At 66.0% G+C, this 25,395-nt stretch carries 23 protein-coding genes; 9 read left to right on the top strand and 14 right to left on the bottom strand.

The window, feature by feature from the left end; translation table 11 throughout:
* Window positions 1–15 precede the first annotated feature (15 nt).
* From B0I08_RS14470 to B0I08_RS17635, 3 genes are all read left to right on the top strand, one after another.
* Entirely contained in the window at window positions 16–1,419 is a 1,404-nt protein-coding gene (locus B0I08_RS14470) for a cryptochrome/photolyase family protein (RefSeq protein WP_106214087.1), read from the top strand.
* A 235-nt stretch (window positions 1,420–1,654) separates the two neighbouring features.
* Window positions 1,655–2,308, top strand: coding sequence for a hypothetical protein (locus tag B0I08_RS14465; RefSeq protein WP_106214085.1), 654 nt, complete (start codon window positions 1,655–1,657; stop codon window positions 2,306–2,308).
* A gap of 104 nt (window positions 2,309–2,412) precedes the next feature.
* Window positions 2,413–2,628 carry a hypothetical protein gene (locus tag B0I08_RS17635; RefSeq protein ID WP_146134436.1) on the top strand — a complete coding sequence of 72 codons (216 nt, stop codon included), beginning with the start codon at window positions 2,413–2,415 and terminating at the stop codon, window positions 2,626–2,628.
* Between the two features lie 49 nt (window positions 2,629–2,677).
* Here B0I08_RS17635 and B0I08_RS14460 read toward each other — a convergent pair whose 3' ends face one another.
* The 4 genes from B0I08_RS14460 to kynU all read right to left on the bottom strand — a co-directional run bounded on the left by B0I08_RS14460 (window position 2,678) and on the right by kynU (window position 7,509).
* Window positions 2,678–3,550, bottom strand: coding sequence for a DUF1206 domain-containing protein (locus tag B0I08_RS14460; RefSeq protein WP_181243431.1), 873 nt, complete (start codon window positions 3,548–3,550; stop codon window positions 2,678–2,680).
* Between the two features lie 96 nt (window positions 3,551–3,646).
* On the bottom strand, window positions 3,647–5,455 hold the full coding sequence (locus tag B0I08_RS14455) for a sensor histidine kinase (protein ID WP_181243430.1): 1,809 nt from the start codon (window positions 5,453–5,455) through the stop codon (window positions 3,647–3,649).
* 195 nt (window positions 5,456–5,650) lie between these two features.
* Window positions 5,651–6,079, bottom strand: coding sequence for a DUF7882 family protein (locus tag B0I08_RS18355; protein ID WP_483866726.1), 429 nt, complete (start codon window positions 6,077–6,079; stop codon window positions 5,651–5,653).
* A 188-nt stretch (window positions 6,080–6,267) separates the two neighbouring features.
* Window positions 6,268–7,509 carry a kynureninase gene (gene kynU / locus B0I08_RS14445; protein WP_106214079.1) on the bottom strand — a complete coding sequence of 414 codons (1,242 nt, stop codon included), beginning with the start codon at window positions 7,507–7,509 and terminating at the stop codon, window positions 6,268–6,270.
* A 49-nt stretch (window positions 7,510–7,558) separates the two neighbouring features.
* Between kynU and B0I08_RS14440 the strand changes: the two genes are divergently transcribed.
* Window positions 7,559–8,473 (top strand): alpha/beta fold hydrolase, encoded by a 915-nt coding sequence (locus B0I08_RS14440; RefSeq protein ID WP_245884831.1) that lies wholly within the window; start codon window positions 7,559–7,561, stop codon window positions 8,471–8,473.
* A 474-nt stretch (window positions 8,474–8,947) separates the two neighbouring features.
* Entirely contained in the window at window positions 8,948–9,640 is a 693-nt protein-coding gene (locus B0I08_RS14435) for a VOC family protein (protein WP_106214077.1), read from the top strand.
* An 86-nt stretch (window positions 9,641–9,726) separates the two neighbouring features.
* Here the strand turns inward: B0I08_RS14435 and B0I08_RS14430 are convergent, their stop codons facing one another.
* Window positions 9,727–10,413, bottom strand: coding sequence for a YrhK family protein (locus tag B0I08_RS14430; RefSeq protein WP_106214075.1), 687 nt, complete (start codon window positions 10,411–10,413; stop codon window positions 9,727–9,729).
* 87 nt (window positions 10,414–10,500) lie between these two features.
* Here B0I08_RS14430 and gad point away from each other — a divergent pair, with 87 nt between their 5' ends.
* Window positions 10,501–11,970 carry a glutamate decarboxylase gene (gene gad, locus B0I08_RS14425; RefSeq protein ID WP_106214073.1) on the top strand — a complete coding sequence of 490 codons (1,470 nt, stop codon included), beginning with the start codon at window positions 10,501–10,503 and terminating at the stop codon, window positions 11,968–11,970.
* A 94-nt stretch (window positions 11,971–12,064) separates the two neighbouring features.
* A complete protein-coding gene (locus B0I08_RS14420) occupies window positions 12,065–12,718 on the top strand; it encodes a hypothetical protein (RefSeq protein ID WP_106214071.1) in 654 nt (217 codons plus the stop codon).
* Between the two features lie 27 nt (window positions 12,719–12,745).
* On the opposite strand, the gene B0I08_RS14415 is transcribed toward B0I08_RS14420, so the two are convergent.
* The 7 genes from B0I08_RS14415 to B0I08_RS14385 all read right to left on the bottom strand — a co-directional run bounded on the left by B0I08_RS14415 (window position 12,746) and on the right by B0I08_RS14385 (window position 21,062).
* Window positions 12,746–13,555 (bottom strand): ABC transporter ATP-binding protein, encoded by an 810-nt coding sequence (locus tag B0I08_RS14415; RefSeq protein ID WP_106214069.1) that lies wholly within the window; start codon window positions 13,553–13,555, stop codon window positions 12,746–12,748.
* Window positions 13,552–14,610 (bottom strand): FecCD family ABC transporter permease, encoded by a 1,059-nt coding sequence (locus B0I08_RS14410; RefSeq protein WP_106214067.1) that lies wholly within the window; start codon window positions 14,608–14,610, stop codon window positions 13,552–13,554. Before B0I08_RS14410 ends, B0I08_RS14415 begins: the two co-directional genes overlap by 4 nt.
* Window positions 14,611–14,623: 13 nt before the next feature.
* Complete coding sequence (locus B0I08_RS14405; protein WP_106214065.1) at window positions 14,624–15,667, bottom strand: FecCD family ABC transporter permease; 1,044 nt, start codon at window positions 15,665–15,667, stop codon at window positions 14,624–14,626.
* A 67-nt stretch (window positions 15,668–15,734) separates the two neighbouring features.
* Window positions 15,735–16,766, bottom strand: coding sequence for an iron-siderophore ABC transporter substrate-binding protein (locus B0I08_RS14400; protein WP_106214063.1), 1,032 nt, complete (start codon window positions 16,764–16,766; stop codon window positions 15,735–15,737).
* A 223-nt stretch (window positions 16,767–16,989) separates the two neighbouring features.
* Window positions 16,990–18,837, bottom strand: coding sequence for an amidase family protein (locus B0I08_RS14395; protein ID WP_245884830.1), 1,848 nt, complete (start codon window positions 18,835–18,837; stop codon window positions 16,990–16,992).
* Window positions 18,838–18,908: 71 nt separating this feature from the next.
* Window positions 18,909–19,658, bottom strand: coding sequence for a cohesin domain-containing protein (locus B0I08_RS14390; protein ID WP_106214059.1), 750 nt, complete (start codon window positions 19,656–19,658; stop codon window positions 18,909–18,911).
* Between the two features lie 231 nt (window positions 19,659–19,889).
* On the bottom strand, window positions 19,890–21,062 hold the full coding sequence (locus B0I08_RS14385) for a glycerate kinase (RefSeq protein WP_219905681.1): 1,173 nt from the start codon (window positions 21,060–21,062) through the stop codon (window positions 19,890–19,892).
* Window positions 21,063–21,212: 150 nt separating this feature from the next.
* Between B0I08_RS14385 and B0I08_RS14380 the strand changes: the two genes are divergently transcribed.
* Window positions 21,213–22,685: an MFS transporter gene (locus tag B0I08_RS14380; RefSeq protein WP_106214055.1), complete on the top strand. Its 1,473-nt coding sequence runs from the start codon at window positions 21,213–21,215 to the stop codon at window positions 22,683–22,685.
* Between the two features lie 36 nt (window positions 22,686–22,721).
* On the opposite strand, the gene B0I08_RS14375 is transcribed toward B0I08_RS14380, so the two are convergent.
* Window positions 22,722–23,012 (bottom strand): DUF4287 domain-containing protein, encoded by a 291-nt coding sequence (locus B0I08_RS14375; RefSeq protein ID WP_106214053.1) that lies wholly within the window; start codon window positions 23,010–23,012, stop codon window positions 22,722–22,724.
* Between the two features lie 106 nt (window positions 23,013–23,118).
* Entirely contained in the window at window positions 23,119–24,108 is a 990-nt protein-coding gene (locus B0I08_RS14370) for an energy-coupling factor ABC transporter permease (RefSeq protein ID WP_106214051.1), read from the bottom strand.
* A 146-nt stretch (window positions 24,109–24,254) separates the two neighbouring features.
* Between B0I08_RS14370 and B0I08_RS14365 the strand changes: the two genes are divergently transcribed.
* Complete coding sequence (locus B0I08_RS14365) at window positions 24,255–25,391, top strand: molybdopterin-dependent oxidoreductase (RefSeq protein ID WP_106214049.1); 1,137 nt, start codon at window positions 24,255–24,257, stop codon at window positions 25,389–25,391.
* Window positions 25,392–25,395 lie beyond the last annotated feature (4 nt).

Here is a 25,395-nt window from a genome sequence, read left to right as displayed (position 1 = left end):
CAGAATGAGGTAACTGTGTCCACTCCCACCACGCTCGTCTGGCTTCGGAATGACCTGAGGGTCGCCGACAACCCGGCACTGCTGGAAGCGACGCGCCGGGGCGCCGTGGTGGTGGCTTATCTCCTCGACGACGAGAGCGAGGGCGTGCGGCCGCTGGGAGCAGCCAGTCGCTGGTGGTTGCACCACAGCCTCACCGCGCTGGCGTTGTCCATTGCCGAACTCGGCGGCCGGCTGGTACTGAGGCGGGGGCGAGCGGACACCGAGATACCCCGCCTCGCGAAGGAGACGGGAGCGAGTGCCGTCTACTGGAACCGCCGGTACTCCGGCGCGCGCGACATCGATGCAGCGCTGAAGGTGGCGCTGCGCGGGGAGGGCCTCGAGGTCACCAGCTTCCAGGCCAACCTGATGTTCGAGCCCTGGACGGTAACCACTGGAGAGGGAAATCCCTATCGGGTGTTCACTCCCTTCTGGAAAGCCTGCCAGGAAACCGGAGAGCCGCGGCAACCGTTGCCCGCTCCGGACGCAATCATCTCGCCCGCGACGGAAACGGGAGGGCCCTCGTTTGCGAGCGACACGCTGGATTCGTGGGCGCTGCTGCCGACCGCACCAGACTGGGCGGGCGGCCTGCGCGAGCGCTGGATCCCCGGGGAGGCCTCCGCTGCCGAGACGCTCGACACCTTCGCGGCCGAGGTACTCACCGACTACCACCGGCGGGACGAGCCGGGCCACGAGGCGACGTCGCACCTGAGCCCGCACCTGAGCTTCGGCGAGATCAGCCCGTTTCAGGTGTGGCACCGCGTGCGCGGCGACCTCGACCCGGGTGCGCGCAGCAACGCCGCCAAGTTTCTCAGCGAGGTCGGCTGGCGCGAATTCAACTGGAACATCCTGTACAACTTTCCGGCGCTGGCGACAGCGAACTACCGGCCCGACTTCGACGCCTTCCCGTGGGAGAACCCCGATGAGGAGCCGCACCGCACGGAGCTCGCCGCGTGGAAGAGCGGCAACACCGGCATCCCCCTCGTCGACGCGGGCATGCGCGAGCTCTGGCAGACCGGGTACATGCACAACCGGGTGCGGATGGTCACGGCGAGCTTCCTGATCAAGAACCTGCTAATCGACTGGCGGGTCGGCGAGCAGTGGTTCTGGGACACCCTGGTCGACGCCGATGAGGCGAGCAACCCGGCAAACTGGCAGTGGGTAGCCGGGAGCGGCGCCGACGCGGCGCCCTATTTTCGCGTTTTCAACCCGGTTCTTCAGGAGAAAAAGTTCGATCCGCGCCGCACCTACATTTCGCGCTGGATCCCCAGCGATGAGCTGTATCCGCAGCCGATCGTCGACCTGGCGGCATCCCGCAAAGAGGCCCTCGCCGCCTACGACGTCGTCAAGTACGCCGCTCGTCGCCCCGAAGCCGACGCGTAGCGGACGTCGCTACCACCGCCGCCCGCGGGGATCAAATCGACTTTTCTCAGGAATCGGATGCCGCGGGGGCCAGTTTCGCGTGCCCGCAGGCATCGCAGCGGCACGACATTCACAGGTTCTCGCGCCGGTGACCCGCGTTGACGACATCCACCCAAACCGAATGGCAACACACTCCGGACCACTCCTTGCAGCCCGATAACACGGGCCGCTCAACCGAATGAAGGAGTTCAGTCTTATGAACAACATCACGAAGATGACCGCTTTTGGAATCACCACCGTCGCCGCCAGCGCACTGCTCGTCGGCGGATTCGCCGCTCCCGCCATGGCGGACAGCGACACGTCGACCGAGTCGAGCAACTCCAGCGTCTCGCAGCTGAACGACCTCGACCTGCAGGCGCTGCGCACCATCGCCTTCAGCGCCGGCGACCTCACCACCAACGCGCCGCTCGTGCTTGCGCCGAGCATCGGCGACATCGGCACGGGCGACCTGAACACCGGCGACGTTGCCGTCGGCGACGTCGCCTCGGGCAACCCGATCGCGTCCGGCAACGAGGTCACAGCGCCCGTCACCGCCCCCGTCGCCTCGGGAAACGAGAGCGCACTCGGCTCGGGTAACGACACCGCCGTGGGCAATGGCAGCGCGAATGGCAACACCGCCGATGGCAACTCGGCCGACGTCAGCGACGTTGTGACCGATGTGGCGGATGCCCCGACCGACGTTTCTGACGTTGTGGATGCCCCCGCGGACCTCGGCACGGACCTTGGCTCTGATGTCGCTCCCGAGGTTGGCACCGACCTCGGTTCGGAGATCTCGGACATCGCCGACATTGACGGCATCGTGAACGACGTCACCGACAGCGTCGACCTCGGCTCGATCCTCGGAGACTAACTCCCCGAAGATCACCTCGGTAAACGACAGTGCCCGCGCAGCCCTCCGGCCGCGCGGGCACTGTCGCGTGCAAACCATTGAACTTGCCCTAGCCCGGTCGTAGCGTGGTGGACACATGCGGCGAGCAGCCGACGGTGACGGAGGGAACGGTCATGGCGCGAGAGTATGAACCGAACATAGACGACGACCGGGTCGTTGACTTCGGCGACGAAGGTGAACCGGCTGCGCCCCCACCAACTCTGGACCCGGACGAGCGATTTGAGGATCGCGACGACGACATTGCGCCGCTCGACGATGACCGCGAAGAGACCGTGTGGTGACCGTCGGGTGACCGGCAGCCAAAGGTGACCGGCAACCATAGGTGACCGGTCAGAGTTCCTTGCGCAGGTACACCGCCCGGGCGAGCAGGTACAACCCGTACGAAACGAAACCGGTGGCCACGCCGAACAAGAGCACGGTTCCCGACGGAAGCGACGCCAGGTACTTGAGCGCACCGTCGAGCCCTCCCACCTGGTCGGGGTCGGTGTAGATCGTCGCGAATATCGCGAGCGCACCCACGACCATGAGCGCAAAGCCCTTCGCGACGTATCCAAAAACGCCGAGCACCTCGACCAGCACGCCCAGCGCGCCGCGCAGTTCCGTGTACTCCTCGCGGAACGTGCGCGAAACCCCGCGGTAGATCGACGTGCCACCAATCGACGCGATGGTGATCCCCACGGCGACGACGAGCAAGGCTCCCCCGGGTGTTGCGATCAGGTTTTCACTGAGCGCGCGGGATGCCTCCTCGCTGTCTGCACGGCCGCCCGCATCGAAGATCAGAATGGCGGCTCCGATCGCGGTGAAACCGAGCGCCTTCGCCCCGTCGCGCACCCGACGGGCGACCCGCGTGCGACGCAAGGGTTCGGTGATCCACGCCGCATCGGTGAGCTGCCACAGCGCCAGTCCCCACAGCGCCACAACCGCGAACCAGAGCAGGATCAGTCCACCCGGGGTCGCCGCGATCGCCTCGAGCGCGCCGACCTGGTTGGCGTTGCCGCCCAGGCCGAGGGCAATTCCGACGGCAAGCGCACCGGTGACCATGTGCACGATCCCGTTAACGGCCAGTCCGCCACGCGCCGCAGCGCGCACCGACGGATTGCGATTAATGCGTCGTGCGGCTTCGTAGACCCGTTCCCGTCCGGCCGCGCGCTCTGCGGCGTCGCCTTCCGCCTGGCCTGCGGATGGCGTGGTGGACGAAGACACGCGTCCCCCTCTCGCGCCATCCGGAGAGTGATGTCCCCCGGAGATGGTCTCGGCACACGACATCCGCCACCGAACTCCGGCTGATTCTACCGGCGCCTAGGTGACGGCAACGATGCGGGCCGTCCAATGGAGTTGGGTACCCTCGTCGAGCACCGACCTGATGTGCATCGTTCCAGCATGCGTTTCTGCGCGCCGGCGAATATTGATGAGCCCACTGCTGGCGGGATCGCTGTCGAGCTGCTCAACGTTGTCGAATCCGCGGCCATCATCGCTGACGTCGATGACGAGTTCGTCGCCCAGGATGCCCACCTGCACGCTCGCCGCGGTCGCCTGCGCGTGCCTGGCCACGTTGGAGAGACTCTCGCGCACGACGGCGACAACGTCGTCCGCCAACTGTCCGCTCACTTCGCGGTCGAGCTGGCCCGCGAAGGCGACCCTCGGCGTAAAACCAAGCGCGTGTGACTCTTCGTCGGCAACCAACATCAGGGCTCGGCGCAGGCCCTCCGCCGTGCGCTTGGGCGCTTTGAGGTGAAAAATGCTGTCGCGCACGCGGGTGCTGGCCGAGTCGACGGCCTCGGCGAACACCTGCACCCGCACACGCTCCGCCGGCTCCATCGTGGAGGCCACGTTGCTCAGCCCGAGGCTCGCCGCGAACAGCTCCTGGATCACATGGTCGTGCAAATCCGCGGCGATGCGCTCGTGATCCCGCACCTGGCGGCGCGCCTCGCCCGCGTCGCGCGCACGGTCGAGTTCCATCGCAACGCCGACGTGGGCACTGTATCGGCCGAGATGCTCGAGGTCGGCGGCGGTGAACGGGTCACTGCCCGGACCCCGACTCACGCTGAGGGCTCCGAGAATGGTGCCCGAGCGGGTGCGCAGCGGCACGCCCATGATCGGGCCGTAACGTGGCGGAATGCCATGAGCAGCGACGATTTCGCTATAGTCGCGGCCGTAATCATCCGTTCGCGCCGGCTTTCCCCCCTCGAGAACACGCCCAATGAAGGTGTCGGACGAGTTGAGAGCGAGGCCGACGAGCTTCGCCTCCCATTGGCCCGCTGCGGAATGGACACTCCAGGACCCGTCGGGATTGCGCAGGGCCAGCGTCGCGCTGTCGGCGTTCGCCCCAGAGACCGCGTGGTGGAGCACGAGATCGAGAGGGCTCGAGCCGTCGCGCGCGAAAAGGTGCTCGGTGACTTCGGCGGAGGCGCTGAGCCACATACGCTGGCGTTCCGACTCGAGGTAGAGCTGCGAGTTTTCTACGGCGAGCGCTGCGCTGGCGGCGAAGTTGGTGAGGAGTTGCTCGTCTTCCTCACTGAATTCACCGGCGATGCTGTTCACCACATACAGGCTGCCGTAGAGGTGGCCATGAACCCGGATGGGGAGGCCGAGAAAGCTCTCAAGGTGATGACCCGAAGCGGATGATCCGGCCGCGAGAAACTCGGGAACGTCGGCCAGCCGCAGGGGAAAGTCGATGTCGGCGAGGAGACCAAGGGCTGCACTCCCGCAACCATCCTCTGCGGTGCTGGCGATCTCGGTGGAGTCGGGGTGGGCGTTCACGAACCGAAAGAACCGGCCCGATTCATCCACGACACCGAGTCCCGCATGTTTTGCCCGCACCAACCTCCGCGCCTCCACGGCAATGGCCCTCAACAGATTGTCGGGATTGAGCTGTTTCGAGACGTTCGAGTTGGCGACAATCAGTTCGCGCAGCCTGGCCTGTGCGGCGAGCACCGCCTCCCCGGTATCGGTGAGGCGTTCTATTAGCTCGTCGAGCTGTGTGCCGGAGGCGTCTCGTTGCCCGGGGGCACTTTGCGTGTTCACGGCATCGTGCGTACTCAAGGGATCGTGCGTGCTCGAGACATCCTGTGTCCTCGGGACATCGGCAGAGCCGGATTCGGCGTCCATGGGAGGTTCCTCCGGCATCGGCATACCGCCTGACGGTCCGGCTCTACCCGTAGCGGCTCTACCCGTAGCTTCGCCGCGCGAGGACCCCCCGCGCACACCAGCGCCGACCCGCTTTCCAGCCATACATCGATCGTGCCACCCTTAAGCCCCCGTGTCAGGTCACACGCAAAAAAACTCAGCAGAACATTACGATTCTCAGTGGTTCAGCCTTCCTGCGCCCACTCGCTGGGCACCTACTCGTTCGCCGGGCAACTTCTCGTCGGTCGGCTTTGGACTGTGCATCACCGAACGCACGGGGTCGGGTTCTGGGGTTACCCGCAGTCCCGTTGGGCTGTTGGAAAGCTGGACGAGTTCCTCCAGCCAGGCGCGGTTGAGTGTGGGCTCCTTGCTCCCCACAAACTCGAACTGGATCGGTATGGCCGCGTTCATCCAGAGGCACACATGCCCGCTCCCGGCAGCCACCGGAATCTCACAGGTGAACGCGAAACTCTCGTTGCGTCGAAGCTTTGACAGTGTGATTGCTTTTATATGGGCGAGGGCTCGGTCGTCGAAATCGGCGACAAATGAACCCAAACCATAGACCAGTCTTCCCACGGGGACCCCACATCGTTGTTTCGAACGCATCGGTACTGCGTCCGTATAGCAGCGATGTTCGTTTGGCCCCCATTCGGGGCACAGGGCCAAAGGTCCCAAACGGGCAATGTTGCGCCGGGTGTTATGGCGACGCCTTTACTTGCGGGACCGCGATTTGCTCGCTCGGTCGGGGCAGCGATTCGCTCGCCCGGTCGGGCAGCGTGCGCGCGAAATTGCGACTACTTCTCCCGGCTGACCAGGGCGTTCCGAATCGCCGTCACCCCGCGGTTCAGTTCTTCGAACGACGTGCTCAGCGGCGACAGTCCGATCCGAATTCCGTCGGGGTTGCGAAAGTCGGGGATGACGTTGATCTTCCACAACTCCGCGGTCACGGCCTTGAACGCGGGGTGCGTGATGGTGACATGGCTCCCGCGGCTGGTGTGCTCGAGTGGCGTGGCCACGGCCACGCCGAGCGGCGCGAGCCAGCGGTCGACCAGGTGGAGTGCATAGTCGGTGAGGGCCAGAGACTTGGCGCGGATCGCGTCTATCCCGGCCTCGTCGATGAGGTCAAGCATGTCCTGCATCGCGAGCATTCCCACGACGGGCGGCGTGCCACTGATAAAGCGACGCATCCCGTCGGCGGGCCGGTAGCCATCGCTCATCGCGAATACATCGCCCGCTCCCATCCACCCCCAGATCGGCTGGGTGAGTTCGGACTGCAGGCGATGGGCTACGTAGCCGAATGCGGGAGCACCGGGGCCGCCGTTGAGGTACTTGTAGGTGCAGCCGACCGCGAGGTCCACCCGCCACTCGTCGAGTGCGGTGGGAATCACACCGACGGAATGGCTGAGGTCCCAGAGCACGAGCGCGCCGCTCTCGTGGGCGACCGCGGTGATCTCTTTGACATCGGCGAGAAACCCCGACCGATACGCGACGTGGCTGAGCACCAGCACGGCGGTGGAGTCAGAGACCGCGTCACGGACTTGCTCGACGGTCACCCCCGCGGATTTATCTGGGCGGATCCACCGAACGGTCAGTCCCCGCTCGGCGGCAATCCCTTCGATCACGAAGCGGTCGGTCGGAAAGTTGTCGTCGTCGATCACGATCTCGGAGCGACCCGGGCGTGCATCCACCGCGGCGCGAATGAGCTTGTAGAGCATGACGGTGGTCGAGTCGGCGACGACGGTTTGGCCCGCGGCGGCTCCGAGGGTGGATGCCCCGATCCGATCTCCCACGACGAGCGGCAACTCCATCCATTCCTCATCCCAGGAGCGAATGAGGCGGCCACCCCACTGAGCCCGGATGAACGACGCGAACCGTTCCTCCGTCGCTCGCAACGGACGCCCGAGAGAATTGCCGTCGAGGTAGGACACCACGTCGGAGCTCGCGACGAACCTCGACACAAACTCTGCGAGCGGATCCGCAGCGTCGAGCGCTGTGGCATCGTTTACCTGGGCTGGTGCGGGGATGGGTGTGGCCATTCGGGTAACTCCTTGCACTGGGTGACGCGGGCAACATCACCCCGCCAGCATGATGCACAACCTGCTCCGCCGCACTATTTTCGACCTCGTGCCTCGAACTCGCCGACATCCCGCCAAACCCGCGTCAGCCCTTGCCGAGCGCTGGACGACCGTCGACGGCATCCGGGTCTTCTATCGGGAATCACCCACACCACCGCAGGCCGAGACCATGGTGCACCTGCACGGGTTCGGCCTGTCGGGCCGCTACCTTCTCCCCACTGCGGAGCTGCTCCGCGACGATTTCCACACCCTCGTTCCCGATCTGCCCGGGTTCGGTCGCAGCGGCAACCCGCCGCGCCCTCTGGACGTGCCGGGACTCGCCCACGCGGCCGCCCGTTTTCTCGATGACCGTGGGGTGGCGTCCGCGACACTGGTCGGCAACTCGATGGGCTGCCCGGTCATCTGCGAGTTCGCATACCACTACCCCAAGCGCGTCAATCGGGCGGTGCTGGTGTCACCGGCTGGCGGCGTGACCAATCAGCCGCTCCTTCGCGCCGTGCGTCAGCTCGCCGTCGACGGCATGCGCGAGCCCGCCCGGATGATCCGTGTGGCAGCACCGGACTACCTCCGTTTCGGCGTCCCCAGCACGTTCAAGATGTTCCATGCGCTGACCCAGTACCCCTCTCTCGACCGGCTGCTCGCGTTGCAGATTCCCACGCTCGTGGTCATCGGCGACCGGGACCCCCTGATGCCCGGTCCCGCGCGCGTGCAGGAGGTCGCCAGCAGAACCAGCAACCACGTTCTGCTGGTCATCATCGAGGGTGCTGCCCACGCGATCAACTTCAGCAACCCCGGCGAGCTGGCCAATGTCATCCGCCAGTTCATGGCCGACCGTCCGATCGCCGACGACCCCGCCTCTCCGGGGCAGGCCCGGGCGTACGAACTCCACCGCGGCGCCTTCCACCCGGAGCCCCGCTCCGGCTAACTCGGATCCGCGCGGCCGACCATCGCGGCAATCCGCCGACCGGCCAGTTCTCGGTCCCTCCCACTGCCCACCTCGATCCCTCCCAGCGCCGACCGGCCAGTTCTCGATCCCTCCCACGGCCCACCGGCCACCTATCGATCCCGCGTCTCACCCAGCGGGCAGTCCCGTGGCAGTTTCTTCTCGAATCGGTCGATTGCTGGCCTCTCGATGGTCTGGATGAGGTCGTCGAGTCGACAACTGTCCGGTGGGCGGAGGATCGTGCCGCTGAGTGCGTGAATCGGAGTGTTCGGTGCGAAATCCGGGTCGCTCTGTGCGAAATCCGGGTCGCTGGATGCGAGATCCGGGTTTCTGGGACCGGCATCCGGGCGTCCAGCACAAAATTCTCCTCCTGGCACTGCTCGCCGGCTGCGCCCATGGCATTCTTTCGGGTGTGAGGTCCCCACAGCCGACCCGCGAGCCCGAGGGAGAAAAGCAATGAACGATGATGAAACGGATGCACCGGGCGCCACGCCCGCGTTCGAACAGCTCCTGCCGCTGCAGTTTCATGCAACCCCGGGCGTCGAGGACTGGCGCGTGCTGTTCTGGGGTGCACACGCCTTCTACCGGACGGGTTCCTTCGCCCAAGCCGCCGAGTTCGTGTCGGCGATCGCAGATGCAGCGTCGGTGGTCAGTCACGATCCTGACGTGGATCTGCGGCCCGAAGGGGTCACGATTCGTTGCTGTTCCCGTGCCGACGGAGCGCTGAGCAGGAAAGACGCTGAGCTTGCCGTCGCGATCAGCGCCGCGGCGCACAAGCTGGGGCTGCGTCCCGACCCAGGTGCGGTGCAGGTTGTGGGCATCGCCGTCGCACAGGATGCCGATGTGGACACCCGTCCATTCTGGGAAGCGGCCTTCGGCTACCAGAGGGTTGGAGACGAAGACCTCGTGGACCCACTTCGGCGGGGCCCGCATCTGTGGTTCCATCGCGTGCGACCGCCTCGGCCCGGACGCGGGCGCACCCACATCGACATCTCGGTGCCGGCCGACCAGGCGCATCAGCGTGTGCAGGCCGCAATCGCAGCGGGAGGCCGAATGGTCGACGAAAGCGAAGCTCCGAAGTGGTGGACAATTGCGTCGCCGGACAATCACGGCGTCGACATCGCCGGCTGGGCCGACAGCCAGGCCTGAGTCACGCGCGGTGTCCACGCAGCGTGCGCGGTTCAGACAGCGTACGCGGTTCAGACAGTGCGCGCGGTTCAGACAGTGCGCGCGGCTCAGGCGGCGGAGCGCGGCTCGTCCCGCCGATCCGTTGCCCCCGCTCGGCTGAGCAGCGCCGCGATCAGGAAGCACGCGGCACCGAAGAATGTCCCCGCGTTGGCCCAGAACTGGCTGATGAGATCCTTGCTCGCAGGAAGGACGTACGCGCCGACGGCGGAGATTGCGAAGAATACCGACCCGAGCAGGTTCAACCAGGTGCACCGCCAGACGCGCGCGTTGGGATCCCACAACGCGTCACGTTGAGTCGTGGCGAGCACCGCGCAGACGCTCGCGACCAGGAACAACAGCGAGCCGAACGCGTCGGGCCGCCACCCGCTGTTCACTCGTGTGGAGGGGTTGAGCGCGATCAGCAGCGCCTGCGTGGTGCTCAGGTTGAAGAAGAGGGTGCCGCCGAACTGCACCACAGACGCCCACCAGTCGTACCGGTCGGGCTTCGACCACCCGCCGCCCGCTTGGCGCCCGCCGCCAGGTTCGCGCCCGCCGCCAGGCGGGCGCCCGCTCAGCGCAAGCTGGATGAACGCGGCGAGGGTGAAGAAGATCGCGCCCACGAAGAACGTGACGTTGGTGGCCACTAGACCGACCGCGTCAGCGTAGAGGGGCACGGCTCCCACGAGGAAGAAACCGGAGCCGATCGCGAAACCCCAGGCCTCCCGACGAAGACGTAGCGCTCGAGGGGCTGGCATGCAGCGAGGCTAGGCGCCGTGGCATCCGCCGTACATCACCCGCCTCGGATGACGACGCACCCTCCGCCGATTCCTACTCTCGAAGCCATGACGACAACCACCTCTTCGGCCACTTCTCCGACGAAATCGAGAGCGACGAAATCGACAGCTTCAGCGCAATCGGGCGAGACAGCGCGCGGGTTCACGGGCGACGGGTCGCAGAACCAGCTCAATCCGCTGTTTGCGCGGGCGGGCGAAGCCACCGACTTTCCGCTGGACGAGCTGCCGGCGACGGAGTCGCTGCCCGAGACCGCGTACCAGATCGTGCACGACGAGGCGATGCTCGACGGTAACTCACGGCTGAACCTCGCGACCTTCGTCGGCACCTGGATGGACCCGTACGCGGCAAAGCTGTACTCCGAGACGGCCGACAAGAACATGGTCGACAAGGACGAGTACCCGCAAACGGCGGCGATCGAAACCCGATGCTGGAAAATGATCGCGTCGCTCTGGAACGCCCCGGACGCGGAGCAAGCGATCGGCACCTCCACGATTGGATCGTCCGAGGCGTGCATGCTCGGCGGGCTCGCCCTCAAGCGCCGCTGGCAGCAGGACCGCAAAGCCGCGGGCAAACCGACCGATCGGCCCAACCTGATTTTGTCGAGCGCCGTTCAGGTGTGCTGGGAGAAGTTCTGCAACTACTGGGATGTCGAGCCGCGCTACGTGCCGATCTCCGAGGAACACAAGGTTCTCGACGGGTCGTCGCTCGACCAGTATGTCGACGAGAACACGATCGGTGTGGTCGCCATCATGGGCGTGACCTACACGGGCATGTACGAGCCGGTGGCCGAGATTGCGGCGGCGCTGGATCGCATTCAGGCCGCGACCGGGTTGGACGTGCCGATTCACGTGGACGGGGCATCCGGCGGCATGATTGCGCCCTTCCTGCAGCCCGAACTGGTCTGGGACTTCCGCCTCGAACGCGTGGCCTCGATCAGCACCTCGGCGCACAAGTACGGGCTGGTCTACCCGGGTCTCGGCTGGGTTGTCTGGCGCACGACCGCCGACCTTCCCGCGGATCTCGTGTTCGACGTCACCTACCTCGGCGGTCACATGCCGAGCTTCGCACTGAACTTCTCGCGTCCGGGCGCGCAGGTGCTGCTGCAGTACTACCTGTTTTTGCGCCTCGGATGGGACGGGTACTACAAGGTGCAGAAGACGTCGCAGGATGTCGCGGTCTACCTCGCCGGGGAGATTGCGAGCACGCCGTGCTTCACCCTGTGGAATGATGGCACCGACATCCCGGTCTTCGCCTGGCAGCTGACCGCGAAGTACACAGACAAGTGGAATCTGTACCACCTGTCCGAGCGCCTCCGCCTCAAGGGCTGGCTGATACCGGCGTACCCCATGCCCGACGACCTCGCCGACATGGTCGTGCAGCGCATCGTGGTGCGCAACGGGCTCAGCCGAAACCTCGCAGAAAGCCTGATGCATGACATTCGCGACGCCGTCGACTACCTCGACGCCCTCACGTCGCCGATGCCCACCGAGGGGCTCGTCTCCACCTTCACCCACTGACGCCGCCGAACGAGAACGCCGGGGCACGAGATCGTCGCCGAACGAGAACGCCGGGGCACGAGATCGCCGCCGAACGGTCAGCCAAGGAGACGTCGTGCAGGCGGAACCGAAATCCCCATCCAAGCCAGAAAAGCGCGAGGAGAAGCTACGGAGCACCGAGGTCCGCGAGATCCTCGCCGTCTTTGTGCTGTCCGTCACCGCGATCCTGACGGCTTGGTGCGGCTTCGAATCGTCCAAGTGGGGCGGCGAGATGTCGATCAACTTCAGTCAGGCATCTGCCGCGCGCATCAAGTCGTCCGACGCATCGAGCGAGGCCCGCGATGCACGCTCGATCGACCTGGCGATTTACGCGCAGTGGATCGACGCCCGCGCCACCGGCGACACTGCGCTCGAGTCCTACGTTGAGGAACGGTTCACCCCCGAGTTCGCGGTCGCCTTTGCCGACTGGGAACGGGACGGCGAGCAGGCGAAGTCGCCGTTCGCCGAGCCCTCCTACGTGCCCGCGGGCCAGGTGCAGGCGCAGAAGTTCTCGGACGAGGCCGACCAGAAGTTCGCGAGCGCGCTGGTGAGCAACCAGCGCGGCGACAACTACTCTTTGCTGACCGTGCTCTTCGCGCTCGTCCTGTTCTTCAGCGCGATGTCGAGCCGCAACCGTTTCCTCTGGGTGGACTGGGTGCTCCTCGGGCTCGCGATCGCCCTGGCTACGACCGGATGCGTCATCCTCGCGACGTTTCCGATCCTGGTGTGAGCGTCTCTCCGGTCCTGGACTGAGCGTTTAGACCGTCACGTTCATGTGGTGCCGTCCGATGGGGAGCATGAGGGGCTTGTCGGATGTCGGGTCCAGAATGACCTTGCTCTCAATACCAAAAACGTGGCGAACACACTCCTCGGTCAGCACGTCAGCGGGTGCGCCCGCCGCATGCACGCGTCCGTCGGCGAGGGCAATCAGGTGGTCTGCGTAGCGGGCAGCCAGGTTGAGATCGTGGAGCACCATGACAATGGTGGTGCCGCGCGAGCGGTTGAGGTCAGTGAGCAGGTCAAGGACCTCGATCTGGTGGCTCACGTCGAGGAACGTGGTCGGTTCGTCGAGCAGCAGCAGGTCTGTGTGCTGGGCGAGAGCCATCGCGATCCACACCCGCTGGCGCTGGCCGCCGGAGAGTTCGTCGACGGAACGGTCGGCGAGGGACGCCGTGTCTGTCGCGTCGAGCGCGTCCGCGACGGCCTGCTCGTCCTCGCGAGTCCAGCGGGAGAACAGCCCCTGGTGCGGTTGCCGCCCGCGTCCGACGAGGTCGGTGACCGTGATCCCGTCGGGCGCGATCGGCGATTGCGGCAGAAGCCCGAGGGTGCGGGCCAGCTCCCGCGCGGGGATCTTGTGCACGGACTTTCCGTCCAGCAGAACCCGGCCATCGCGGGGAGCCAGCAGGCGCGACATCGACCGCAGCAGGGTGGATTTGCCGCAGGCGTTCGGGCCCACGATGGCCGTGATCTGGCCGCCCGGAACGATGAGATCCAGTCCGTTGATCACGGTGCTGTCGCCGTACCCCAGGGTCAGGGCTTGGGCAACGAGGGTGTGGGACGAGGTCATAGGGAGCCTCCCGCTCGGTTCGTTCGGACGATGAGGTAGATCAGATAGGGCGCGCCGAGCACGCCCGTGACGACCCCGACGGGGAATCGCGTGCCGAAGGCGTACTGCCCGCAGAAATCGGCAACCAGCACCAGCAACGCCCCGACCAGTGACGCCGGCAGGAGAACCGAGCCGTTGGGCCCGATCAGGCGCGATGCGATCGGCCCAGACAGAAACGCCACAAATGCGATGGGACCGGCCGCGGCGGTGGCGAACGCGATCAGCCCGACCGCGGAGAAGATCACGATGATGCGGGTGCGCTCCACCCGTACTCCGAGCGCGCCCGCGGTGTCATCGCCCAATTGCATCGCCCCGAGCAGCCCGGCGCGGCTGAGCAGCATCGGGCCGAACACCACGAGGGCGATGAGCGCGGTCAGCACCTGCGGCCAGGTGGTGCCGTTGAGGCTGCCGGTCAGCCACCGCAGCGCTTCCTGCAGCTCCCACTGGCCCGCGCGCGACAGGATGTAATTCGTGACGCTCTCCAGCATCGCCGCGATTCCGATGCCCACGAGGATCAGCCGGGTGCCGGCCGCACCGCCCTTGTACGAGAGGGCGTAGATGGCCAACGCAACGCCGAGTCCCGCGACGATGGCGAAGATCGACACCGCGGCGCCGCTGAGCGACAGGGTCACAATCGCGAACGACGCCGCGGCGCTCGCACCGGCGCTGATTCCGATGATGTCGGGGCTGGCGAGCGCGTTGCGCAGCATGGTCTGGAAGGTCACGCCGGCGAGGCCGAAACTTAGCCCCGCGACCACCGCGAGCACGGCGCGCGGCAGGCGCAGCCGCCCGATCGTGAAGGTGGCGCCCGAGACATCCCGCCCCAGAAGAACGCCCATCACGTCGGCGGGAGAGTACAACGTCTGGCCAACCATCAGACTGACCGCGAACACCACAACAATCGAGGCAGCCAGAATCCCCATGACGAGGCGGCGACGGGATGCCCGCTGCGCACGGCCCCGCACGACGAGGTCGAGCGTGGAGGAGGGTTTGACGAAGACGGTGCCCGCGGTCATAGCGCACGCATGGTCATAGGGCACGAACTTTCTGGCGGCGAACAATGGCGATGAAGAACGGTGCGCCGATGAGGGCGGTGAGGATCCCGACATCGAGCTCGGCGGGGCGAGCGATGATGCGCCCGATCACGTCGGCAAAGACGAGCAGGCACGCGCCGGTCAGCGCTGAGAATGGGAGAAGCCAGCGCTGGTCGACGCCGACCAACAATCGGCAGAAGTGCGGCACAACCAGGCCGACGAAGCCGATCGGGCCCGCAACAGCGGTCGCGGCACCGCACAGCAGAACCGCACCGACGGCGGCGAAAGCGCGGGCGACGGCAACTCGTTCTCCGAGGCTGGCGGCGAGGTCATCCCCCAGGGCAAGCGAATTAAGACCTCGAGCCGACATCAGACTGATCGCGCAGCCCACGACGAAGAACGGGAGCATGGGCTGGATGCTGTCGAAGGAAGCACCGCCCACACCACCGATCTGCCACGATCGGATGTTGGCTGAGATGTCGCCTCGGGGTAGCGCCACCGCGGTGATGAAGGAAACGAGCGCGGCCGAGGTTGCAGCGCCCGCGAGCGCCAGTTTGAGCGGGGTGGCACCGCCACGACCGAGCGAACCAATCGTGTAGACAAAGACGGCGGTCACGGCCGCGCCCGCGATCGCGGCCCACAGGTAACCGGTGGCGGTGGACAGCCCGAACCAGGCGATGCCGGTGACGACAGCGAGGGAGGCGCCCATGTTCACCCCGAGGATGCTGGGGTCGGCGAGCGGGTTGCGGGTGACGCCCTGCATGACCGCGCCGGAGAGCCCCAGCGCGGCGCCCACGATCACGGCGAGAATCGTGCGGGGGATTCGTTTCACTACGGCGGCCTGGCTGAGGTTGTCCATCGACCCGCGCAGACCGGCGAGAAGGTCGTCAAACGAGACATCCCGCGAGCCAACAACGAGCGACGTTACCGCGAGGACGGCGAGGAGCCCCAGCACCGCAATCAGCCACAACAGCCGCACGCGATTCGGGCGTCGCACGGTGGCGACGCCCGAATCGGGGCGCTGAATTGTCTGGGTCACAGGGTTGTCTGGAGTACGGAGTTGTCTGGGTTACCGAGTGATCTGGGTTACAGAGCCAGCGTCAGGCTCACAGAGCCTTGTCGGCTGCCGCGGCAAGAAGCGCGACGTACTCGTCGAGGACCCACGAGATGGCGAGCGGGGTCGGGTTGGCTGCGGTTCCCAGCGGGCTGGAGTCGGGCAGCGCAACGATCGCACCGTTCTTGATAGCGGGCACCTGCGAGAGCAGCGGGTCGCCCTGGAGCAGCGCGATGGTCTCGTCGTCTCCGTAGGTGACGAGGATGTCGACGTCGGAGAAGACGTCGACCTGCTCGGCACTGACCGTGCCCGAGAAGGAGTTGTCTTCCGATGCATCTGCAACGCTCTGGGGAGTGGCCAGGCCGAGGTCCTCGAAGAACGCGCCGCGGGTGTCAAAACCGGTGTAGAAGTTGACCTCGCTCAGGTCAGTCGGGTCGATGTGAGTCAGGAACATGGTCGCCTTGCCCTCGAGCTGCGGGTACTCGGCAACGGAGTCGGAAACTTCCTGCTCGATGTCGGCGACAAGCTGCTCGCCTTCCTCGGCCATGCCCATACCCATGCTGTTGAACTTGATCGAGTCGCGCCACGACGTGGCCCAGGGTGCGTCCGGGTAGCCGACGACCGGAGCGATCTCGCTGAGGGTGTCGTAGTCCTCCTGCGTCAGGCCGGAGTACGCCGCGAGAATCACATCGGGGTTCGTGTCGGCGACCGCTTCGAAGTCGATTCCATCGGTTTCGTCGAAGAGGACGGGGGCTTCGCCCCCGAGCTCGTCCAGCTTTTCTGCCACCCAGGGTAGGATTCCGTCTCCGTCGTCATCTCCGAAGTTGGCCGCGGCCATTCCCACGGGAACGACACCGAGCGCGAGCGGCACTTCCTGGTTCTCCCACTGAACCGTGGCGACGCGCTCGGGCTTCTCGGTCAGCGTGGTGGTGCCGAGGGCGTGCTCGATGGTGATCGGGTACCCCTCCGCGGTCGCCGTGTCGTCAGAGGCGGTGTCGGCAGTGCTGCTGCAGGCGCTGAGGCCGAGCACAGCGGAGACCGCGAGCGCGGTTGCCGTGACGGCAAGGGAACGGGGAGAACGCATAGAAAACTCGACTTTCGGTGAGGGAGAACGTGCCGCTACCCGGGAGGCCGAGCGGAATCGGATCGACGGACCGGGTGCTGTGGCCGACGCCAGGTTAGGTGAGGCTAATCTAACATAGCCCGGATCGAGGGATCATCACGTCGTCCCCATCCGAGCCCTGACCACGAAAAATGCCCGCCCCAGCACCGGTTCGGCGCTGGGGCGGGCATTCGACTTGCTCGGGCTACCTCGTCGGCAGGGCTCCGTACAGCGCAGGAGTGGTGCGCGCGTGCGTGGCCTGCTCAAACGCGTAGGTCAGCCCAATGAGCGTTCCTTCGTCGTAGTTGCGTCCCAGGAACTCCAGGTTCACGCCGGCGCCAGCGACCGCACCGGCGTCAGTGGGTATCGACTGTCCCATCGGCACCGTCACCGAGGGCATCCCGGTATTGGGACTCAGACGCATGTTGGTGCTGATGGTGGTGTACTGGCCAGTCGACGGGTAAATGATCGAGTCCAGGTTGTTGTCGTCGAGCAACGACGTCACGAAGGTGCTTCCCGTCGCGATTGCGGCCGTGTGTGTACCGGTCGGCCCCGCCCATCTCTGGTACGCCTCTTCGGTCACGTTTTCGCGTGCTGTGTACGTGGTGCTGCGGTTAGGGACCATCCGACCGGAGGCGAGGAGTTCCGGGATGGACCGCGCCGTGACCGCCGGGTTGAGGTAGGTCTGCGTGTAGATCGCGAGGTCGTGTTTGAACTCGTTCGTGCTTCCGCTGCTCTCGTCGAGCGTCGCCGTGAGGGTGGGCGAGCTCGGGATCACCACGATCTCCGCGCCCTGCGCCCGGAGCTTGTCGAGCGCCTCGTTCCACAGGCGCAACACGGTCGCGTTGGTGCCCACCATGGAGGCCACGTATCCGATCCGGGTGCCCTGGAGAGCAGTCGGGTCGAGGTATTCCGTGTACGAATCCGGAACGAGCCCGGTCTGCTCAGCCGTGATCGGATCAGCGGGATCGACTCCCACGACGGCGTCGAGTGCAACCGCCGCGTCGGTGACGCTGCGTGCGATGGGGCCTCCCGTGTCCTGGGTCAGTGCGAGCGGAACGATGCCGTCGCGGCTGGAAAGACCAACCGTGGGGCGGATGCCGACGAGCTGGTTGTACGAAGACGGCACACGGATCGATCCGCCCGTGTCGGAGCCGAATCCGATCCCGGCGAGGTTCGCTGCGATTGCGGCACCGGTTCCCCCGCTGGATCCGCCCGCGGTACGAGTCGTGTTGTACGGGCTGGCGACGAGCAGAGACGCACCGGGCTCCTGGAACGACGAGAATGCAGACGAGAACCCGAGTGCGAACTCGTCGAGACTCGCCTTGGCGAGAATGACGGACCCGGCAGCGCGAAGTCCCTCGACCATAAACGCATCGTCGGAGGTCTGGTTGCCGTCCCAGCAGCTGCAGCCCGCGGTCGTGGGCATGTCCTTCGTGTTGTAGTTGTCCTTTACGGCGAGGGGAATACCGAGCAGCATGCTGGTCATCCCCTCTGCCGCCCGGGTTGCGTCTGCCGCGGCCGCCGCTGCCAGCGCGGTGGAGTTGGTCGAGATGATCGAGTTCAGCGCCCGTCCGGTGGTGGCGGGATCAACCTTTACGCGGTCGTACGCGTCGATTCGGTCGAGGTACGCCTGGGTGAGCTCAACAGACGAGGTGACACCCGCGTTCATCGCGGCCTGCATGTCGATGGTCGTCGCCTCGATGAGGTCGAAGGGACCATCGTCGTAGATGATCCGGGTGGAGACCGTCGCGATGTCGGTGAGAGTGATAGTTCCGTCGACATCGACGTCCGCGGTGGAGACGGCCGCCCAGGAGGGTGATGTCGCCGTCGCGCCGAGAGCCTGCGCGAGAAGTTCAAGATCCGCGGAAGTCACCTGCTCGTCGCCCGTGAGGTCAAGCTCCGTATAGTACGGCGCCAGGAAGACGCCGGTTGAGGCCGCCGTGTTGATCGGTTCGGCGACCGCTGGTGTTCCCACGAAGGCGCTGACGGCGAGCATCGAGACGATGCCCGTCGCTGCGGCCGCGGTCGTGCGTGTGCGACGTAAAGCCACTGGGTTTTTCCTCACGGAGAAGGGGGGACGTACGGCCCCGATACGAGTTGTAGGAGTCTGATTGAAGTGGGTCATCGGGCGCTCGCTACTCGGCGGCGGTACACGACGACACCCAGGGCGATCGCAAGGATGCTTCCGATCGCGACGTAGACCAAGGCTCCGCCGGCGACACCCGTGAGGGCCAGGATGCCCGTCGGTGCGGCATTCGCAGCCGGTGCGGCGCTCGACGTGGGAGTCGGGGAAGGCGATTGAGAGGGCGCGGCAGACGGGGTGGGCGAGGCGGTCGGCGACGCCGTGTCGCTCGGCACGGGCACGGGCACCGCCGTGACGACTATGGGCGCGCTCGTTACAGCAGGAACGGCTGCGCTCGCGGCACCACTTGAATTTACGAGAGCTACGGATGCAGTGATGGAACCCGTTCCGCTGCCGATGGTGGTGAAGGACAACGACGCTGGCAGGCTCCCCGCGAGGGCGGGCGACGTCCCGAGACGACTGTGGACCAGGGTGACCGCGCCCTCGTCCTCTACGACGCTGTCAAAACCACCGGCTGGGCCGTCGGTCGCGCTGTTGTCGCTGTACGCGAAGATCGCGGGGTCGTAGCTCAGTGTGATCGCGTAGCTGAACACGTCGGTGGTGTCGGTAACGGTGACGGCTACGTCGACGGGCTGGCCGACCTCGGCGCTTGCGGTGGTGGTGATCGTTATCGCGGGGGCGGGAGCGGCAAACGCCGAACCGGCGCTCACCATCGTGAAGCCTACGGCGAGAGCAATGGCCGCCGTGGCCATACGCAGGCGCGACCGGCGCGGGGCAAGGTGATGCATCGGGAGGATTCCTTCTTTCATCGCGGAACAGCGCCGTCGTCTCGGCTGGGCGCGCCGGAATAACCGCGGTGCGCGGCGCCGTCCGGGGACGATCGAGGAGCAGAGCGATACGGCCTGGCGAAGTGGTGATCGGGACAACGCGCTGATGTGGTGCAGGAATCCTGACTCTAGACCGCGTAGTTCGAGCGAGTGTTTCCCTCATGTTTCTCGCGGGTTACAAGATTTCTGGCCCTACCGCGGCGGGCTGCCGTCAGCCGCGGACGCGGCGAGCGCCGCCGCAATCGTGTGACCGATCTGCACAAGAAGTCGGGCGGAGAGTGCGGGGTCGCGGGAGGTGTCCCGGCCGGTCTGGTCCGCGAGCGCATACACGCGGGACAGCCCGAGAGCGCCCGCTTCTGCCTCGCCGAGCTCGCTGCGTCCGACTACGGCGATGACGGGCTTACCGCCCGAACGCTTGCCGACGACGGAGACCAGTTTTCCCTGGGATGTCTGCGCGTCGAGGGAGCCTTCCCCGGTGATGACGATGTCGCAGGCGGCGACATGACCGTCAAACCCGAGCAGGTCGAGGAAAAAGTCTGCTCCCGACACGAGCTGGCCGCCGAGCAGCACAATCGCGAACCCCAACCCGCCGGCGCTACCCGCGCCGGGAACGAGTGCCGCGCCGCGGGCCTGAGGGAATCCGGCGGTGTCGACACGCGTGACCAGGTGGGACAGGCCGGCATCGAGTTCGATCACAGTCGCCGGGTCGGCGCCCTTTTGCGGCGCGAAGATGTGCGCCGCGCCATTCGGTCCCGTGAGGGGGTTCGTGACGTCGCTGGCTCCGATGAGTTCCACCCCCGCCAACGGAAGCAGTTCGGCGGTATCAACTGAGCGGACGCGCGAAAGATTGCCACCGGAGGGAAGGAGTGTGGCGCCGTCGGCGTCGAGGAACCGCGCACCGAGTGCCGCCAGCATCCCCGCTCCCCCATCGGTGGTCGCGCTGCCCCCGAGGGCAATCACGACCCGCCGCGCTCCGCGCGCGACCACCTCCCGGATAGCCTCGCCCACACCATAGCTGGATGCGCCGAGCGCGTCCGTGCGGCCGCCCGGCAACACGCTGAGCCCGCAGGTGGTCGCCACTTCGACGAGTGCCATCGTTCCGTTCAGGGCCACGGTGGTCGAGACTGGCTGCCCGGTCGGACCGGTGACGGTCAGGGCGAGAGGCTCGAATCCAGCGAACAGGGCGGCTGCGACGCTGCCGTCTCCGCCGTCCGCCAGCGGCAGCTGCCTGCAGGACAGGAGCCGACCGTGCGGACCCTCGAGGAGCCCTTCCGTGATCCAGCGCGCCACCTCGCCAGCGGTGAGACTGCCCTTGAACTTATCCGGCGCGACGAGCACCGACACGCGTGGCTGAGGCGCATTCATGGGACGACGCTGTCCGTTTGGCGGCTCCACATGGCTGCGGTATCTCCCTACACTGGACGACATCAGTCCGATCCATTGCGGCGACTGTCGATCCGGCATTACCCATTCGCCCTCAGCCTACGAGCGTTAGCGCGTCGATTGGAGAACGGCATGGCCACCGCAGACGAGACACCCGCCCCGGACGAGTCAGCGGTGAGAGACAAGACACCCGCCGAGTCCGAGACACGCGCCGGGGCATCCGTCGCATCCCAGGAGCCGCCGCCCGGCGGTGCACGCACCTTCGCGCAGGTGCTCGTGAACACGGCTGTCGCGAACATCACCACGAGCTTTCTCTGGTTCGCCCTGACCTTCTGGGTGTATCTGGAAACGCGCTCGGTGCTCGCGACCGGCATCATCGGCGGCGCGTACATGCTGCTCGTCGCTGTGTGCTCCATGGCCTTCGGCACGATCGTCGACCGGCATCGCAAACACTCCGTGATGGTTTTCGCCGGAGCGGTAACCCTGATCGCCTTCGCGATCAGTCTCGGCCTCTACCTGGCCTTTCCCGAGTCCACCCTGCTCGACCTCAGCGGGCCGATGTTCTGGCTGTTCAGCGGCATCATCCTCTTTGGGGCGGTCATCGAGAACATGCGCAACATCGCGCTGTCCACGACCGTCACGCTGCTCATTCCGACCGAACGGCATGCCAACGCCAACGGGCTCGTCGGCACCGTGCAGGGTCTCGCGTTTATGGTGACGAGCGTGTTCAGCGGTCTGTCGATCGGGCTGTTGGGCATGGGCTGGACCCTGGTCCTTGCGATAGCCCTCTCGGCGGCGGCGCTCGCCCACCTGTTGTTCCTCCGCATCCCCGAAGAGCGGCCGCACCACGACGGCGAGCGGCGCCCCCTAATCGATCTCCGCGGCAGCATCACCGCGGTGCGAGCGGCGACGGGATTGTTCGCTCTCATCATCTTCTCGACGTTCAACAACCTGATCGGCGGCGTCTACCTGGCGCTGATGGATCCGTACGGCCTCGAGCTCTTCCCCGTCGAGTGGTGGGGCATCGTTCTGGGCGTCTCATCGACCGGGTTCATTGTCGGCGGTCTCCTGATCGCGAAGTTCGGCCTCGGACGCAATCCGATCCGCACCCTGCTGCTGCTCGTCATACTCATGGGCGTTCTCGGAGCCCTCTTCACAATCCGCGAGTGGTGGTGGCTCTACGCCGCCGGAATCTGGGTCTACATGACGTTGATCCCGGCGGTCGAAGCGGCCGAACAAACAGTCATCCAGAAGGTGGTGCCCTTCCGCACCCAGGGTCGCGTGTTCGGCTTCGCCGCGGCGCTCGAGTCGGCCGCCGCACCCGTTACCGCATTCCTCATTGCGCCGATCGCCGAGTTCCTGATCATCCCTTATATGAATTCGGATGCCGGGAGCGCCAGTCTCGGATGGCTGCTTGGCGACGGCCAGGCACGAGGAATCGCGCTCGTGTTCCTGGTCGCCGGAATAGTAATGGTGATCGCCGCCATCGGCGCCTTCTTCACCCGGTCGTATCGCATTATCTCGGCGCAGTACCTTGCGCAGGCCGACTCGGCCGATGCCGACGGTTCCGCCGACGAAATGATCCCTCGAGACGCTACGCGGTAGCCCGCACGCCCGAGTCCGCAAACGAGGACGAGAGGGCTATCCGGGGTTGCTCGCCTTTCCGTCGAGCCAGAGCGTTGCCGACTCGTCGCGGTGCGATCCCGCTGTCCCCACGTGCTTGCTGTCGATCCGGGGACCCTTTTTGATGACGTGAACAAGCGCCATGCCGTGACCACGCCCGAGACCATAGTCAGACTTCAACCACTCAAGGATCTCGCCTGCGGTGATTTTCTCATCATCGAAGCCCTTGCTCGAGGCGATGTCGAGCAACTGGCGAGGCGTGAGCCCGGTCTTGTCTTCGATGGTGTCGAGGTAGGCCTGGAACGACATAGGTTCATTTCCCCTGTTCGGTGGTTGGTGGGCGTCTTCGCGCCTGTCAGACGCTCCACTGAACCAGATCATCGCCGCCAGGGGAATGATCCGTTTGACCCGCCGACTACAGCCGAAGCGGCGCTGCCCTACGAGACGAAGTCGCGTCAGCTGTAAGCCGAGTCAGGGCCGCGATAGCGAGTACCGCCGCACATCCGACGAAACCCGCCACCGTCGATGACAGCCATGAGTCACCCAGCTGCGTAACCAGGTATCCGGCAAACGGGCTGGCCACAACCGCGAGCCCCGTGTCGACCAACCCGAGATCGCCGGCGACGCGCTCCAGCGCGTCGGGATGTCCGGACGCGATGTGCGCGATCCCGCCGACCAGAAGCACCGTGACACCGACCGTCCCCGCCTGCAGGGCGAACGCCGACGATCGCCTGGTCGCAACGGCTGGCTCCAGCGGAATGCTCCGCGCTCCGTACACAAGGTCGGGACGGAGGGCTATCACCGCGGCGACGGCCGCGGTGGTGATCACGGCCTCGCCGACACCGATGAGAACGTGTGGCCCGAGCATCGCGGCGAAGAGCATGCCGCCATCAACGGGCGTGTTGCCGGCAAACGCGTAAAGCCCCGCGAGCGCGAGGGCAACCGTCGGCACGGACAGAAGCCCGGCGATCGCTGCAGCAACGACGATGGACGGGATGCCGCGGGGCAACGCTCGTCGAACGAAAAGGAAGGCGCCCCAACTCACCAGGACGCCGATGACCGCCATGAGCAAAACGTTCGTACCGAGCGCGGTGGCGCCGCCGTCAGCAAACAGGAGCATCTGCACCGCGAGGACGATGCTGATACAAACGATGGCGGTCCCCGGTCCAACAAGCACAGCGGCAAGCGCGGCACCCAGAAGGTGGCCGCTCGTGCCGCCGCCGATCGGATAGTTCACCAGGTGCGCCGCGAACACGAACGTGGCGACACCGCCTGCTGCCGGCGCCAGGCGCGTTCCGGGGTGCTCGCTGCGCGCACGTTTCAGCGCGAACGCGAGTGCTGCCGCGGCGACGAGAGCCGTGCCGATCGAGGTGGGTGTGTCCAAAAATCCGTCCGGTACATGCATGGATCCTCCGAGATCAGGCCGCCATGTTCAGGGTCATGGAGTGCGGTCCGAAGTGCTTCATCCGCTAGGGGTGAGGCCTCACGACATCCATTCGACGTACCTTTCGAGAGCGGGGAGATGCACTGGTGCCAACGTGAGGACACATCGTGGTGGAGCTAACAACACAGGACATCGGTGACCTCTGGGTCGAGGGAAAGCACCCCGACCTCGAAGTGCTGTCACCGCAGCCGCTGGTCGCGGCGACGCCCATCGCCCTCATGGCGGGGCAGCGCATCACGACCACGGACCGCATCTTCATCCGCAACATCCAGGACTTCCCCGAGGCGCACACTGTCGCGGCTCGGCCGATCGAGGGGTGGGAGATCGAGCTCGTCGGCCTGATGACACCGTCGCGAATTGTCATCCAGGCCGAAGAGCTGCTCGACATGGAGCAGGTCGAGTACGAGATGGTGCTCCAGTGCTCAGGCAACGGGCGGGCGATGTATCCGAGCATCCCCGGTACCCCGTGGAACCAGGGCGGCGTCGCGAATGTGGTCTTCTCAGGTGTGCCACTGTCGGCGGTGCTCGAGAAGCACGGCGTGATCATCGACCCGCAGGTCAGGTACGTCACCGCCGAGGGGCGCGAGGGCGCGATGGGGCCGGAGCTATCCGACCTCGAGCACAGCCTGCCCGTCGCCGACGTGCTCGCGACGAGCATCATCGCCCTGCGGCTCAACGGCGAGCCGCTTCCCGGTATCCACGGCGGGCCGGTTCGCCTCATCACCCCCGGGTTCTTCGGGACCATGCAGTTGAAGTGGCTCGCGCGCCTGCGATTCGAGGTGTCGGAGTCGACGTGTTTTTATCATGCGGTCGAGTACCGGGTGCCGCTGTCGCCCGTGAAGCCCGGCGACGACTTCGAATTCACCCTCGACAACAGTCGGCCAACCTGGCTCATCAAACTGATGAGCTACGTGCTGGAGCCCGCTCCCCACGCGACGGTTGCCCGCGGCACCGTGACCGTGAGTGGGGTCGCCTACAACGACGGCATGGCTCGGCTCGAGGCCGTGCTGGTGTCGGTGGATCGGGGCGAGACGTGGCAGCCGACACAGTTTGACACTCCGGACAGTCCCTACGCCTGGTACCTCTGGAGCACGCAGGTGCAGCTGGATCCCGGCGAGCATGAGATCTGGGCGCGTGCCATTGACTACCTCGGGCGCAGCCAGCCGCTCGACGGTTCGGTGAATTGGAACCCCAACGGTTACGAATGGACCGGGGTCTTCAAAACCCCCATCACGGTGAGCTGAGCGC

Source organism: Glaciihabitans tibetensis (assembly GCF_003003265.1).
Classification (GTDB): domain Bacteria; phylum Actinomycetota; class Actinomycetes; order Actinomycetales; family Microbacteriaceae; genus Glaciihabitans; species Glaciihabitans tibetensis.
Note: the sequence above shows the minus strand (reverse complement) of the source record. Positions and strands in the feature narration are given on the sequence as shown.